Source organism: Pseudochrobactrum sp. XF203 (assembly GCF_020341615.1).
Classification (GTDB): domain Bacteria; phylum Pseudomonadota; class Alphaproteobacteria; order Rhizobiales; family Rhizobiaceae; genus Pseudochrobactrum; species Pseudochrobactrum saccharolyticum.
This window is the reverse complement of sequence record NZ_CP084392.1, coordinates 2,893,767-2,907,713: the sequence shown is the minus strand read 5'-3', so window position 1 is coordinate 2,907,713 and position 13,947 is coordinate 2,893,767. Positions and strand designations below refer to the sequence as shown.

Below are 13,947 nucleotides of genomic sequence, written 5' to 3'. Positions count from 1 at the left end.
CCACTTGTCTCATTGAAGCTGCAGACAATACGGCTACGGCTTCCAAAAGGGTTGGGGAGCCTATACATCAGGCAGCAGCTAATAACAAGGGCGCAATATAGCAAGCAAGCAGAATGACAGCGACGAATTTACAAAACAAAGCGGTTTCTGAGGCCGAGAGCGGTAAAAAGCCACGCCGGTCCTTAAAGCCGCTGGCGCGAATCTTTCCTTACGTCCGTCAATATCCCCGCTCTGTTGCCGGTGCGCTGGTTGCATTGGTCACTGCCGCAATGGCAACCTTGGTTCTGCCGGTGGCTGTGCGCAGCCTGCTGGATAACGGGTTGATATCGGCTTCGAGCAGTCTGGTTGATACGTCTTTTGCTGCTCTAATGGTTCTGGCTGCGGTGCTGGCTGTGGCCTCTGCTGCGCGCTATTATTTCGTGATCACGCTGGGGGAGCGCATCGTTGCTGACCTGCGGCGCGATGTTTTTGCCCATGTTACGCGCCTTTCGCCTGCTTTTTTTGATGAAGTTCAGTCCGGAGAGATCGTTTCCCGTCTGACTGCCGATACAACACAGGTGAAATCCGCTGTCGGTGCTACGGCTTCTATCGCCTTGCGTAATCTGATTCTGGTGATCGGTGCGGTGGTGATGATGGTGGTCACCAGTCCTAAATTATCGGCACTGGTGCTGGCTGCTATTCCGCTCATCGTTTTGCCGCTGGTGGCCTTTGGCCGCTCTGTCCGCCGCCGTTCACGCCGCGCGCAGGATGAGCTGGCGCTGGCGACTGCTTATGCTGGAGAAAAAATTGCCGCAGTGCGCACCGTACAGGCTTTTACCCATGAAGCACCGGCGATTGCACATTATACCGGTGCGGTTGATCACGCTTATGATGCGGCACAGCAATCGATTCTCTCCCGCTCAATCCTGACTGCTTTTGCAATCTTCATCATCTTCGCCAGCGTTGTGGCCGTGCTTTGGTTCGGCTCCCATGATGTGATGAACGGCCGGATGTCTGCGGGCACATTGGGGCAATTTCTGATCTATGCAGTGGTGGCGGCAGGTTCACTCGGTGCTTTGTCGGAGGTTTGGGCGGAGCTGGCACAGGCTGCCGGTGCGGCGGAGCGGCTGGTGGAATTGCTGAATGAAGAATCAGCTGTCGCTTCACCGGCGCAACCGGTCAGACTTATTCGTGCTGAAGGCCGCGTTGAATTTTCCCATGTGGAATTTGCTTATCCGACACGACCAGAGCACCAAGCCCTTCACGATGTGAGCTTTGTGATTGAACCGGGCAAGACCGTTGCGATTGTCGGTGCTTCCGGTGCCGGTAAATCAACCCTGATCGCCTTGCTGCTGCGTTATTATGATCCGTTGCAGGGTAAAATCCTGCTGGATGGTAGGGATCTGCGGCAATTGTCGCTGGATGATTTGCGCGGAAATATTGCGCTTGTGCCGCAGGATGTGACGATTTTTGCTGCCAGTATTCGTGAAAATATCGCTTTCGGACGACCGGATGCCAGTAATGCGGATATTGAAGCCGCCGCAAAGGCTGCGCAGGCACATGAATTTATCATGGCGCTTGAAGGTGGCTATGATGCGCCTGTCGGTGAACGTGGCGTCATGCTCTCCGGTGGTCAGCGTCAGCGCATTGCCATTGCCCGCGCTTTGCTGCGGGATGCGCCGGTGTTGTTGCTTGATGAAGCGACTTCGGCACTGGATGCGCAGAGTGAAATGCTGGTGCAGAAAGCGCTGGAACATCTGATGCAGGGACGCACGACACTGGTAATTGCGCACCGTTTGGCGACCGTTTTGAAGGCCGATCATATTCTGGTTATGGATCAGGGGCGCATTGTTGAGCAGGGCACCCATGCAAGCCTGAGCCAGTCCGGCGGGATTTATGCCCGTTTAGCCAGCCTGCAATTTCAGCAGGCGGTAAACTAACAAAGTCTGCAATTTCAGCAGGTGCATTGAAATGAAAAAGCCCGCGATTATCGCGGGCTTTTTATTATCTCTCAGTGAGTTTCAGCTCGATACGCCGGTTGCGGCTGCGGGCATCGGAACTGTCATCCGCCTCCAGTGGCTGATATTCGCCAAAACCTGCGGCTACGAGACGGTTCGCCGGTACACCATTGGCAATCAGAAATTTAACCACCGCCGTTGCACGCGCTGAGGATAGTTCCCAATTGTCGCGATAACGACCTGTGCCTGATAGCGGCACATTATCCGTATGGCCGTCCACACGCAGCACCCAGTTGATATCGTCCGGTATTTCCTTATTCAGCTCTACCACCGCATCGGCCAGCTTTTTCATTTCGATCAGGCCTTGCGGATTGATATCTGCTGAGCCGGTCGGAAACAGCACTTCTGACTGGAAGACGAAGCGGTCGCCGACAATGCGGATATTTTCACGATCGGAGAGAATCTCGCGTAAGCGTCCGAAGAAGTCGGAACGGTAGCGGTTGAGTTCCTGCACACGCTGGGCAAGTGCCACATTCAGCCTTTTACCGAGATCAGCGATCTTGGTATTGGATTCACGATCGCGGGCTTCGGATGCATTGAGTGCGTCTTCCAGCGCACCGATCTGGCGGCGCAGGGCTGCAATCTGCTGATTGAGTAATTCGACTTGCGACAAGGCTCGGGCGCTGACCTGTTTTTCAGCATCCAGCGTTGCAGATAATTCACCGGCACGCTGCTCTGCAGCTGCACCGGAGCCACCGGAAGCGAGCAGGCTCTGCAGGCGGGATTTTTCATTTTCCGCAGCGGTAAGTGATGCCTGAAGACCGGCCAGAGTATCCTCCAGATCCTGCCCCTTGCCGCGCTCCAGAGACAAAAGCTCGGTCAGTTCGCTGATCTGGCTGTTGAGCCGGTTCAGCACGGAATCCTTGTTATTGACCTCTTGTGAGAGCAGAAACTGCATCAGCACAAAGACGGACAGCAGAAACATGATCGCCAGCAGCAATGTGGACAGCGCGTCCACAAAGCCCGGCCAATAATCAACATGGCGCTCACTGCGACGGTTACGGGATAAGGCCATCGGTTCCGCCTTATTGTTCGCGCTTGGTAGCGGAGAGGATGGTGTTCAGTTTCTCAACAGCCTGACGCAGAGCTTTCTGCTCTTCGGCCTGCCGTTCAACCCAGTCACTCATGCTCTGCTGGTCATGGCGCATGGTTTTCACCAATGCCTGCACACCGTCTGCAAGATTAGCCAGAGCAGCGGTTGTGCGCTGGCTGGTGCCGTTGCCGTCCTGCATTGTTTGCAGGCGGTCGGAGAACAGGCGGATTTCTTCCAGTGTTGTATTGCCGTTTTCCGCATCAACTCGCAGGTCGGAATTCAGATCGGTGACCGAGGACAGCCAGTTTTCCAGTTCCGTATAGAAACGGTTCTGGGCGCGACCGGATTGCAGATCGAGAAAGCCAAGAATCAGCGAGCCGGACAGACCGAACAGGGAGGACGAGAAAGCCGTACCCATGCCGCTGAGTGGTGCCTGTAATCCGCTCTTGAGCGAATCCAGCACCGTGCCGGTATCATTGGACTTCGGATCAAGCGACTGAATGGTCTGACCGATGGAGCCGATAGTTTCCAGCAAACCCCAAAATGTACCGAGCAGGCCGAGAAATACCAGCAACCCGATCAGATAGCGGGAAATATCGCGGCTTTCATCAAGGCGTGTGGCAATGGAATCAAGGATCGAGCGCATAGATGTGGCGGATAGTGCCATAGACTGGCGGCGGCCGATCATTGCCCGCATCGGTGCCAGCAGCACCGGATCCGTCGCGCCGTCATCACCGTTGCGGAAGGAATTGACCCAGCGGATTTCCGGCACAAGGCGCAGAACCTGAATGAAAGCCAGTATGATGCCAACCAGCAATACACCGAGAATCAAGCCGTTGAGGCCGGGATTGGTGACGAAGAAGGTCTGGATCTGCCGCACCAGAACCAGAGCCAGAAAAGCGACAAGAGCGAGGAATATAATCATAATCATCATGACCTGCCGCGGGCTGGAAAGCCGGTTCGGGTCGTATTCTGTTCCCATGCTGATATCCCGCTGCGCCATAATATTCTCTCGCTGAGCCTGATGTGTTTTGCTTCAGATGCTGTTCTGCATTGTCTGAAACCGCTTTGTGATACAGGACGCTACTGCAAAATTTTCAAAACTGAAACTTTTATTCCTGTCATATTTCCGACTGTTGCCGGCTATTACGGTAAAAACAGGAACAACCAATAAAAAATCCCCCGCGCATCAGAGATGAACGGGGGATTGGTGATTTCAGCCTGATCGTTTTATCAGACCGGCTTTTTGATTGTCCGCAGCAGCTGACCGTGAATAAGCTCATTACCGGCTACGATGTTTTTCTGCTCATACATATCCTGCTGGCCGTTTTTGTCGGAGATAAAGCCACCGGCTTCACGTACCATCAGAATACCGGCTGCCATATCCCAAGGGGACAGCGGCTCATCCCAGTAGCCGTCAACGCGACCGGCAGCGACATAAGCAAGTTCCAGAGAAGCGGCACCAAACGCACGCATACCGGCGGCTTCACCCATAACATTGCGCAGTTCGATGAGGTAGTGACCATGCTTGCCGCGACCCAGATGCGGCATACCATGGGTAATCACAGCATCGGAAAGCTTGGAGCGGGCTGCAACGCGCAGGCGGCGGTCGTTGAGGAATGCACCGCCACCACGCTCAGAGGTATAAAGTTCGTCGGTTGCCGGATTGTAGATCACACCGGCAACAACCTGTCCCTGACGCTCAAGAGCGATGGAAACGGCAAAGGTCGGAATACCGTGCAGGAAGTTGGTGGTGCCGTCGAGAGGATCAACGATCCAGCGGTGCTGGCTGTCAGCACCTTCAACCGCACCGCGCTCTTCCATCAGAAAGCTATAATCAGGACGCGCACGGCGCAGTTCGCTGAAAATAATATCTTCGGCTTTTTTATCGGCCTGACTTACATAATCGCCCGGGCCTTTGAGCGAGACCTGCAGATTCTGTACTTCACCAAAATCACGCGCCAGTGAGCGTCCGGCCTTGATTGCGGCCTGAACCATAACGTTGAGAATTGCTGAGCGCGCCATATTTTTCGTCCTGTCAGTGCATAAGTCCGGTGCTGGCTGAAGTCTGCATCGCCGGCCGGTACAATTTATGCGTTCGTGTCAAAGAGAAAACCGCTAAGCCTCACCAAAGACGAGGGGCAGTTTTCATGTGTGGAAACCGGCTGGCACAGACGTTAAATGTGAGCAGCGTCTGTTCGCCGGATAATCTTTTATATGCATAAAGATCATGCATAAATAATATCTGAGCTAAAAGCGAGAGACTGTTTAGAGCATAGTCCGGCACGGCCGGATCAGATCGACGCAGCCCAATAATATGAGCACGCGCACATTCTCCGAAAAGTGCTTTCGTTTTCTGGATCTATTCACAAATGTCAATGTGCTTAACAGCTTTTTCATCCGCAAAGCATGCCTTGCGGATGAAACAATATTTAAATCCTGAAGAGTACAGGGGGTATTTGAGCCGGATCAGGCGCGGGATACGTAGGTCAGTTCGTTGGTGTCAACGATAACGCGTTCGCCGGATTCAATGAAAGGCGGCACGAGAATACGGATGCCGTTTTCCAGAATTGCAGGCTTGTAGGAAGAAGCCGCTGTCTGGCCTTTAACAACCGGATCAGCTTCGGTGATTGCCAGTGTAACCTGATCTGGCAGACGAATGCCGATCGGGCGTTCTTCGTGCATTTCAACGGTGACCATCATGCCGTCCTGCAGGAATGCAGCGCGCTCACCAACAAAGTCTTTGTTCAGTTCGAGCTGTTCGTAGCTTTCGGTATCCATGAAAATCAGAGCTTCACCCTGTTCATAGAGGAAAGAGAAGTCTTTCTGCTCAAGACGGATGCGTTCAACAGTTTCAGCAGAACGGAAACGTTCATTCAGCTTGGTGCCGTCGATAAGGTTTTTCAGTTCAACCTGATTATAGGCGCCGCCTTTACCTGGTTTAACCGCGTTGCATTTAACTGCTGCCCACAGGCCGCCATTGTGCTCAATGACATTGCCGGGACGGATTTCGTTACCGTTGATCTTCATATTCGTTCAATCCGGAATTAGTGTGAAATTTTCTCTGATTTACCCTTTGAAATTCTGCGTCGCTTCGCGCAAAACCGGTGGCGGTTTGGCAAAAAATGCCGCAGGCGGTATCAGAGGGCTCTCAAGCCATATCAATCGGGGTTTTCAAGACCATAAATCTGCAATTTTAGCAAGTCTGATACGATGCTTTGCCGGACTTCGGGCTGCACTAGAGCATAATTTCTTAGACTTGAATCAGTTTAAGCGAAAATTATGCTCTCATTTAAAGTGTTAAAGCGCTGTGCGCCTGATCGGGCGCACAGCGCTCTATGTTAATAAAAATGCAATTTTACCGGTCAGCGCAGATTGTTTGCACGGGCGATGGCCTGCTGAATTTCTTCATCTGTCAGCCCGTCCATGAAAGAATCGAGGTCTTTGGCATTGAGTTTTGAGCGCCGCGCCAGAATATACCATGCCGCAGCCTCAACCGAATTACCGTCTGTGCCGATGCCGTCACGATAAAGCCGTGCCGCACGCGCCATGGCTGCAATATTGCCGCCGCGCGCTGCTGTCAGCATCCAGCGGAAACCGGCATCATAATTGCGCTCGCCGCCGCGCCCTTCGACCAGCCATGTGCCCAGATCAAGCTGTGCTGTGTCATAATTTTTACGGGCAGCACGTAATAAATATTCGCGCGCCTGCGCATCATCGCGCTTGATTGTTGCGGTGCCATTGGCAAGCAGCTGACTGACAGCATATTCACCATCGGCCAGTCCGGCATCTGCCGCTTTCTGGAACCATGGTGCGGCTTCATCCAGCCCTTTGGCTCCGGGACGGCGCATCATCAGCATTTGCGCATAATTGAATTGTGCCATGGCATTGCCTGCCTCGGCCGCTTTTTGCATCAGCTCTTCAGCTTTTTTCGCGTCCTTGGTGACATAGATGCCCTGAAGCAGCATGGCGGCGTAGCGGAACTGGGCTTCATGTTCGCCTTTTTCTGCGGCTAAGCCATACCAGTGCGCTGCTTGTTTCTGATCGGATTTGACACCAAGGCCACGGGCATAGATTTCTGCCACCAGCGTTTGCGCTGCCGGATCACCGGCTTTGGCGCGCTCCATACCAAGATTGAAGGCTGTCAGATAAAGACCGCGTTGAAATGCACCGAAGGCCGGATCGGCAATTTTGTCCCCGAACCGGTTCTCGTTAAAAGCGGGCATGGCATCGGTTGTTGCCGGTTGCTGAAGCATATCAGACTTTTCAGTCTGATTTTTCGACCATGATCCGGCAAGTTCCGGAATAGTGAAGCCGGTTGAAACCGCCGGTACATCCATAGATGCGCCGGTCGGATCTGCCGGCTTATCCGTCTCTGTTTTGTCCGTTTTGGGTTTGTCAGCTTCAGGCACTGTTTTCTCAGGTGCCGGTTTTGCGGCCTCTGCAGCCATGACAGTGGTTGCCGGCATAGATGCCGCTGCGGCAACCAACCAGAAAGCACAGGTGCTGTTGAACAAAACGGATTTTTTCAGCATGGTCTAACTCTGTTACTCTTCAGTCTCAGCCGCGCTCATCTCATCGAGCTGGCGGTTTGCATCGGCAATAACCTGTGCAGGATCTTCTGCGGAAAACACAGCCGTACCCAATGCGATAAATTCTGCATGTGTGGCAAAACAAGCCGCGAGATCATCCAGTTTTGCACCAGCCTGCAAAATAGCCGGAATCTCGACCATTGCCGCCCACCATTCAGCCAGTGAAAGATTGCGCGGATGGGCTTCCGGTTTGGTATCGGCACCGATTTTGCCGAAGAACATATAATCCGGCTGCAACTCACCGACTTCCAGCGCTGTGTGGCGCTCTTTCACATTGCCGGTGCCGACGATCATTTTCGGCGTATAGCGCTCAACAGCATCTGCAATATCGGCCAGAGAGCCTTCAATATGCACGCCGTCTGCGCTGACACGACCGGCAGTGCGGGTGTCGTTCAGAATAATGGCTGCGGCGCCTGCTGCCTGAATTTTGCCAACGGCCAATGTTGCAAAAGCCTGAAAGGATGCCTCGTCGGTTTTCCCGTTGTCGAGAATGACGCTGGCAATGTCGCCTGCAGTCAGGGCTTTATCCAGCGTGGCAAGCAGCGTATCTGCCGTATGCTCTTCCGAAGAAGGAGAAGGGACAACCAGCACCAGACGCGGACGGTTTGCAGGAAATTTCATCAGATAAAGCCTCATTGAGCGGGCGCCAATAGCCCATAAAAATGGCAAAGTTCGGGAATTGCACAGTGTAAAATATGCAATATACCGGTCATTATCTTCTGTTTAGAGCATATTTGCCAAAAGATAACGCGGTTTTTAAAGACAGGTGCAAAAACATCGGAGCGCTGTCCTTTTTCCCCGAATTTCCCTTCGATCTTGATGCTAACAACTTATTGACATTGTCGTTTTGTTTAGTTCTGGAAAATAATGTGATGGGGGTAAGCAGTAGCTTAGCCGCTTTCGTGTCCCATTTGAGTCGTATTGTTGTATGCAGACAAAAACTGTCTGCAGGACATGTTTTCGCTTCTTGAGAGATGAAAACATTCAGGCAAGTCAGGCAAAAGGCAGGCTGGCAATGACAATACATAATGCAGGACAGATGGTGAAAATGCGCGATACGCGTCTTGATGTTTTCAGGGCGCTGGCATTGCTGACGATTTTCATCAACCATGTTCCGGGCACAATTTATGAGAAATTCACGCATCGCGAATTCGGTTTTTCCGATTCTGCGGAAGCTTTTGTGCTGATTTCCGGTCTGGCTGTTGCGCTTGCCTATAGTTCCAAATTTGTTGAAGGCAATCGCCTGCTGCTGTCATTGAAAATGGCACGCCGGTCGATGACGCTTTATATGGCGCAGATGATGACAACGCTCATCACACTGGCGATTTTCGGTTTTACGGCAATTTATATGAAACGGCCGGAAATGCTGGAAATGATCAATATCAAAACTGTGATGGAACAGCCTGCACAGGCTTTTGTCGGTCTGGCCACGCTTGGCCACCAGCTCGGCTATAATAATATTCTGTCGCTCTATTTGGTACTGATGCTGTTTGCGCCGGTCATGCTTTATCTGTCGCGGATCAGCATTTCGCTGATGCTGACGATTTCCGGTTCGATCTGGTTTCTGTCCGGCTATTATCATATTGCGCCGGTGAATTATCCGACACAGGGCGTGTGGTTCCTTAATCCGCTGTCGTGGCAGTTTCTGTTCGCCATCGGTATTGGTGCGATGACCTATGTGAAGCAGGGCGGCCGCTTTGATCAGAACCGTCCGCTGATGATTGCGGCGATCGGTTATCTGGTTTTCTCCCTGCTGTGGCTGCGTGTCCCGCATCCGAACTGGGATATTTCCTTTGGCCTGCCTGCGGTGCTGACCGGTTTTGACAAGACCTATCTCTCGGCAACCCGTTTGTTGCATGTGCTGGCGCTTGCCTATGTGATTGCCGGTATTCCTGCGCTGTCGGAAAAAGCCCGTCTTGATATGAACCATCCGCTGGCCTTGCTGGGTAAACATTCGCTGCCGGTTTTTGTAGCCGGTACTATTCTGGCGATGGTTGGTCAGGCGCTGCGTCATGTTTATCCGGTGAGCCTGTCCTTTGACACTTTGCTGATTGCGGGCGGTATTATGGCTCAATTTGCGCTGGTCTATTATCTGGAATGGCTGCCGCGCATCGGCTGGAAAGGCAAAGCAGTTTCGAAAAGCCCTGTGCCGGAAATCGCAAGATCCGCACGGGTGGCAGAAAGCCGGAAGCCAGCTCCTATAGCTGTGAAGCCGCGTTCGGTTCCTGTGTCTTGAAAGTGATAGAAACCGCATTAACCAAATATTAAAGTTAACAAAAGAATATAAGGCTATCCGGTTTTGCCGGATTCTTACCGAGTGGACTTGGTCCCTCTGTATGACGCCTCCCTGTTAAACTTCTGAGAGCCGCTTTTGCGGCTCTTTTTTTATTTCCGGACCTGCTTTGTTTATCCGCAGTGAGAGCCGCTTTGTGGATAAAGCACTTCCGCGAAAATCAGCGGGCAGGCGTTGTTCTTGCCGGAGAATACGGGCGATTCTGCTTAACTATCTGAACAGGTTGACTTTATTTGTCTGGATAGCATTATTTGTTCTGGCAAGCACAAAATCACAATTCATCTTTCTTTAACCATATTATTGCGCGAGCGTGTATGAGCGTGCATTTTGCTTGGATAGGCCATAGCCAAACGGTTTTTTACGATCACGCTTTGTGATGCAAACGAGTGAAGTGCAGCCTGACACGAGGGGATTCGCCTGTTTGGCCGGTTATAAACCGGAGAAAATACGGTGCCTTATGTGGTCGGAATGCTTGTCAAAAATTACAACTGCGTTTCAGTGAACTGCAGTTGCCAGTGAGCAGAACAAGATGATGGAACATACACATCGCAGCGAAAACAGAATGCCGGATAATATGATCCGTCTGTCGGAGCGTATGGTGTTTTCAGACAGTTTCAAACCGCTTTACAGTGAAGGTATGGCGCTGGTGGAAGAAGCCGCCGCTTATCTTGACGGTAAGGGGAAAGACGCTGCGCGTTCCCTGTCTCACAAGGCTGCAACACTTTATGCCGCTGAATCCATGCGTCTGACCTCGCGTCTGATGCATATTGCCTCCTGGCTTTTGCTGCTGCGTGCCAGCCGTTCCGGCGATATGCCGCGCGAAATGGTGGCAAAAGAGAAGGCAAAGGTCAGTCTGGAAACTCATTCTGCCGGTGAAAATACCGCAGGCTGGAAAGAACTGCCGCAGGCTTTCCGCGATATGATTGCGCATTCGCTGCATCTTCAGGACCGCGTGCGTTGCATGGATGGTGACAGCTATCACCAGCCGATCCGTGAACTGGTTGAGTGCAAGGGTAATCCGGTTTCGGATCAGATCATTCTGTTGCGCACAGCATTTGGCAGTAATTGATCTGCCGGAGCATGTCGCGGAAAAGTGGGAACCGGTTTTCCGATAACGACATGCGTAAAACAAAAAGACAGAGCGGCGCAGTGGCTATGATTAAATACACACGCTCTGGTTTCATTTAATTGTCGCATGTTCGCTGACGCTGGATGAATCCATTTGAGCCAGACACGCTTTGGCATCTTCTCCCGTCGTAAAATTGCGATGTTTCCATTTTGTTCACATTTTGATTGTTGAATGCACCTTACACAAGGTAAGGTCAGCATATGAAACAGGCGATTCGCATTATTGGTATTGATCCGGGCTTGCGCCGCACCGGCTGGGGCGTGATTGAGTCCATGGGTAATTCCCTGCATTTTATTGCAGCGGGAACTGTCACCTCTGACGATAAAATGGATCTTGCCTCGCGTTTATGCCAGTTGCATGAAGGATTGAGCGCTGTTCTGCATCAGATGATGCCGGATGAAGCGGCTGTTGAACATACATTCGTCAATAAAGATGCAGGCGCTACGCTGAAGCTGGGGCAGGCGCGCGGTATTGCGCTGCTGGTACCGGCACAGGCCGGACTGCGTGTGGCTGAATATGCGCCGAATGCGGTGAAAAAATCCGTTATCGGTGTCGGCCACGGTGAAAAACAGCAAATTCATATGATGGTCAAAGTGCTGATGCCGCGTGCGAGCTTTGATACCAGCGATGCGGCGGATGCGCTGGCGATTGCCATTTGTCATGCCCATAACCGGCACAGCCTGTATAATCTGGCAGAACTGAAGAAAAGCGGGAGGATTGCAGCCATATCATGATCGGGAAACTGAAAGGTGTTGTCGATGAAATTGCTGACGATCACGTCATTCTTGATGTGCATGGGGTCGGCTATGTGGCTTTCTGTTCTGCGCGCACGCTGGGCAATCTGCCTTCAGCGGGTGAAGCGGCAATTCTGCTGATTGAGACCTATGTGCGTGAAGATGTGCTGCGGCTTTACGGTTTCGGCACGGCATTGGAGCGTGAGTGGTTCCGGCTGTTGCAGAATGTACAGGGCGTTGGTGCCAAAGTGGCACTGGCAGTGCTGGGCACATTAACGCCGTCTGAACTCGCCAATGCCATTGCTTTGCGTGATATTGCTATGGTGTCCCGTGCGCCGGGTGTCGGTAAAAAAGTAGCCGAACGCATTGTGACGGAGCTGAAGAATAAGGCACCTGCATTTGCCGGTGATGCTGCGGCCAATATCGGGCTGAAGCAGGAAATCGGTGAGGGTGTGGCTTCCACTGCAGTAAGTGATGCGGTTTCCGCGCTGAGTAATCTTGGCTATTCACGCGATCAGGCTGCCAATGCGGTGGCCAGTGCCTTGCGCGAGGCCGGAGAAGATGCAGATTCTGCCAAGCTGATCCGGCTTGGATTGAAGGAACTGGCGCGATAAAAACGTCGCCTGAGAAAATGAATGCGGGTGTAACTGATGAGTGATGAAAATCGTCTGATTTCTGCGCAAAAGCGCGGGGAGGATACGGACACGGCTTTGCGCCCGCAAAGCCTTGATGATTTTGTCGGTCAGGCGGCAGCACGCGCTAATCTGAAAATTTTTATCGAAGCAGCCAAAACCCGTGGTGAGGCTCTGGATCATGTGTTGTTTGTCGGCCCTCCCGGCTTGGGCAAAACCACATTGGCGCAGATTATGTCCAAGGAACTCGGGGTTAATTTCCGCTCTACTTCAGGGCCGGTGATTGCCAAAGCCGGTGATCTGGCGGCATTGCTCACCAATCTTGAAGACCGCGATGTGCTGTTTATCGACGAAATTCATCGTCTCAGCCCTGCGGTGGAAGAAATTCTCTATCCGGCGATGGAAGATTATCAGCTCGATCTGATTATCGGCGAGGGGCCTGCGGCACGCTCCGTCAAGATTGATCTGGCGAAATTCACGCTGGTGGCAGCGACAACCCGTCTCGGTCTTCTGACCACGCCTTTGCGCGACCGTTTCGGTATTCCGGTACGGCTGAATTTCTATACGGTTGATGAGCTGGAATATATTGTGCGCCGTGGTGCGCGGCTGATGCAGCTGAATATTTCTGATGATGGTGCACGCGAGATTGCGCGTCGTGCACGGGGAACACCGCGTATTGCAGGGCGTTTGCTGCGTCGTGTCCGTGACTTTGCGCTGGTAGCAAAAGCAGACATTGTGGATGCGAAGATCGCCGATGAGGCGCTGATCCGCCTCGAGGTGGATAATATTGGTCTCGATCAGCTGGATCGCCGTTATCTCAATATGATTGCACGCAATTTTGGCGGCGGACCTGTGGGGATTGAGACGATTGCCGCTGGTCTGTCTGAACCGCGTGATGCGATTGAAGATATTATTGAACCCTATCTGATCCAGCAGGGTTTTTTGCAACGCACACCGCGCGGTCGTGTGTTGACAGCACTTGCATGGCAGCATCTGGGACTGACGGCACCGACAGATCTGGCTGCACGGCAGATCACCCTGTTTGAGGACGAAGCCTGATGCCGGATATAACAGCTCCAGACGATTTAAGCGCAGCTGAATCTGAAGTGATTAATGGCACGCTGACATCGGAAGGACACCGGTTGCTGGCGCGGGTCTATTATGCCGATACGGATTTTTCCGGCGTGGTTTATCATGCCCGTTATCTGGAGTTTCTGGAGCGCGGCCGCACCGATTTTTTGCGCCTCAAAGGTGTGCATCATACACAGCTGGAAGAGGGGCAGCTTGGCGAACCGATTGTCTGGATCGTGCGGCGCATGGAGATTGATTTCCGTTTGCCTGCCCGCATTGATGATATGCTGGTGATTGAGACTTGCGTGACTGAAGCTTCCGGTGCGCGGGTGACAATGCGCCAGCGCATTCAGCGCAAAAATGGTGAGCTTCTGATTGAAGCACAGGTCGAAGCGGCATTGATTAATAAGCAGGGTCGCCCGAAACGGATGCCCAAAGAGTGGAAAGCGCTGTTTACAGCTTAACT

General features: G+C 52.5%; 13 protein-coding genes. 7 read left to right on the top strand and 6 right to left on the bottom strand.

Translation table 11 applies throughout. From position 1 onward, the window contains the following. Positions 1 to 113 precede the first annotated feature (113 nt). Positions 114 to 1,919, top strand: a complete 1,806-nt coding sequence (locus tag LDL70_RS13240; RefSeq protein ID WP_225685267.1) for an ABC transporter transmembrane domain-containing protein — start codon at positions 114 to 116, stop codon at positions 1,917 to 1,919. Between the two features lie 64 nt (positions 1,920 to 1,983). On the opposite strand, the gene LDL70_RS13235 is transcribed toward LDL70_RS13240, so the two are convergent. The 6 genes from LDL70_RS13235 to LDL70_RS13210 all read right to left on the bottom strand — a co-directional run bounded on the left by LDL70_RS13235 (position 1,984) and on the right by LDL70_RS13210 (position 8,243). Beyond that, the gene (locus LDL70_RS13235) at positions 1,984 to 3,012 is read right to left on the bottom strand and encodes a peptidoglycan -binding protein (RefSeq protein WP_116089049.1); all 1,029 of its coding nucleotides are present in this window, start codon (positions 3,010 to 3,012) and stop codon (positions 1,984 to 1,986) included. A gap of 10 nt (positions 3,013 to 3,022) precedes the next feature. Continuing rightward, a complete protein-coding gene (locus tag LDL70_RS13230) occupies positions 3,023 to 4,033 on the bottom strand; it encodes a MotA/TolQ/ExbB proton channel family protein (protein WP_075657304.1) in 1,011 nt (336 codons plus the stop codon). 230 nt (positions 4,034 to 4,263) lie between these two features. After that, positions 4,264 to 5,055 carry an inositol monophosphatase family protein gene (locus LDL70_RS13225; protein WP_022710518.1) on the bottom strand — a complete coding sequence of 264 codons (792 nt, stop codon included), beginning with the start codon at positions 5,053 to 5,055 and terminating at the stop codon, positions 4,264 to 4,266. Between the two features lie 444 nt (positions 5,056 to 5,499). Next, positions 5,500 to 6,060, bottom strand: coding sequence for an elongation factor P (efp, locus tag LDL70_RS13220; protein ID WP_022710520.1), 561 nt, complete (start codon positions 6,058 to 6,060; stop codon positions 5,500 to 5,502). Positions 6,061 to 6,395: 335 nt separating this feature from the next. Next, entirely contained in the window at positions 6,396 to 7,565 is a 1,170-nt protein-coding gene (locus LDL70_RS13215; RefSeq protein ID WP_370637688.1) for a tetratricopeptide repeat protein, read from the bottom strand. A gap of 12 nt (positions 7,566 to 7,577) precedes the next feature. Continuing rightward, entirely contained in the window at positions 7,578 to 8,243 is a 666-nt protein-coding gene (locus LDL70_RS13210) for a thiamine phosphate synthase (RefSeq protein ID WP_022710523.1), read from the bottom strand. A 394-nt stretch (positions 8,244 to 8,637) separates the two neighbouring features. Between LDL70_RS13210 and LDL70_RS13205 the strand changes: the two genes are divergently transcribed. The 6 genes from LDL70_RS13205 (at position 8,638) to ybgC (ending at position 13,945) form a co-directional block, all read left to right on the top strand. Further along, positions 8,638 to 9,858, top strand: coding sequence for an OpgC family protein (locus LDL70_RS13205; protein WP_370637687.1), 1,221 nt, complete (start codon positions 8,638 to 8,640; stop codon positions 9,856 to 9,858). A 619-nt stretch (positions 9,859 to 10,477) separates the two neighbouring features. Next, positions 10,478 to 10,984: a DUF1465 family protein gene (locus tag LDL70_RS13200; RefSeq protein ID WP_225688562.1), complete on the top strand. Its 507-nt coding sequence runs from the start codon at positions 10,478 to 10,480 to the stop codon at positions 10,982 to 10,984. Positions 10,985 to 11,244: 260 nt separating this feature from the next. Beyond that, entirely contained in the window at positions 11,245 to 11,778 is a 534-nt protein-coding gene (gene ruvC, locus LDL70_RS13195) for a crossover junction endodeoxyribonuclease RuvC (RefSeq protein WP_022710526.1), read from the top strand. After that, a complete protein-coding gene (ruvA, locus tag LDL70_RS13190; protein WP_121994086.1) occupies positions 11,775 to 12,392 on the top strand; it encodes a Holliday junction branch migration protein RuvA in 618 nt (205 codons plus the stop codon). Before ruvC ends, ruvA begins: the two co-directional genes overlap by 4 nt. Before the next feature lie 36 nt (positions 12,393 to 12,428). Then, on the top strand, positions 12,429 to 13,469 hold the full coding sequence (gene ruvB, locus LDL70_RS13185; RefSeq protein WP_225685266.1) for a Holliday junction branch migration DNA helicase RuvB: 1,041 nt from the start codon (positions 12,429 to 12,431) through the stop codon (positions 13,467 to 13,469). After that, a complete protein-coding gene (gene ybgC / locus LDL70_RS13180; RefSeq protein ID WP_225685265.1) occupies positions 13,469 to 13,945 on the top strand; it encodes a tol-pal system-associated acyl-CoA thioesterase in 477 nt (158 codons plus the stop codon). Before ruvB ends, ybgC begins: the two co-directional genes overlap by 1 nt. Positions 13,946 to 13,947 lie beyond the last annotated feature (2 nt).

Bases quoted from the DNA above. Each gene is read 5' to 3' on its own strand.
- LDL70_RS13240 (WP_225685267.1), top strand. From the start codon at position 114: ATGACAGCGACGAATTTACAAAACAAAGCGGTTTCTGAGGCCGAGAGC.
- LDL70_RS13235 (WP_116089049.1), bottom strand. From the start codon at position 3,012: ATGGCCTTATCCCGTAACCGTCGCAGTGAGCGCCATGTTGATTATTGG.
- LDL70_RS13230 (WP_075657304.1), bottom strand. From the start codon at position 4,033: ATGGCGCAGCGGGATATCAGCATGGGAACAGAATACGACCCGAACCGG.
- LDL70_RS13225 (WP_022710518.1), bottom strand. From the start codon at position 5,055: ATGGCGCGCTCAGCAATTCTCAACGTTATGGTTCAGGCCGCAATCAAG.
- efp (WP_022710520.1), bottom strand. From the start codon at position 6,060: ATGAAGATCAACGGTAACGAAATCCGTCCCGGCAATGTCATTGAGCAC.
- LDL70_RS13215 (WP_370637688.1), bottom strand. From the start codon at position 7,565: ATGCTGAAAAAATCCGTTTTGTTCAACAGCACCTGTGCTTTCTGGTTG.
- LDL70_RS13210 (WP_022710523.1), bottom strand. From the start codon at position 8,243: ATGAAATTTCCTGCAAACCGTCCGCGTCTGGTGCTGGTTGTCCCTTCT.
- LDL70_RS13205 (WP_370637687.1), top strand. From the start codon at position 8,638: ATGACAATACATAATGCAGGACAGATGGTGAAAATGCGCGATACGCGT.
- LDL70_RS13200 (WP_225688562.1), top strand. From the start codon at position 10,478: ATGCCGGATAATATGATCCGTCTGTCGGAGCGTATGGTGTTTTCAGAC.
- ruvC (WP_022710526.1), top strand. From the start codon at position 11,245: ATGAAACAGGCGATTCGCATTATTGGTATTGATCCGGGCTTGCGCCGC.
- ruvA (WP_121994086.1), top strand. From the start codon at position 11,775: ATGATCGGGAAACTGAAAGGTGTTGTCGATGAAATTGCTGACGATCAC.
- ruvB (WP_225685266.1), top strand. From the start codon at position 12,429: ATGAGTGATGAAAATCGTCTGATTTCTGCGCAAAAGCGCGGGGAGGAT.
- ybgC (WP_225685265.1), top strand. From the start codon at position 13,469: ATGCCGGATATAACAGCTCCAGACGATTTAAGCGCAGCTGAATCTGAA.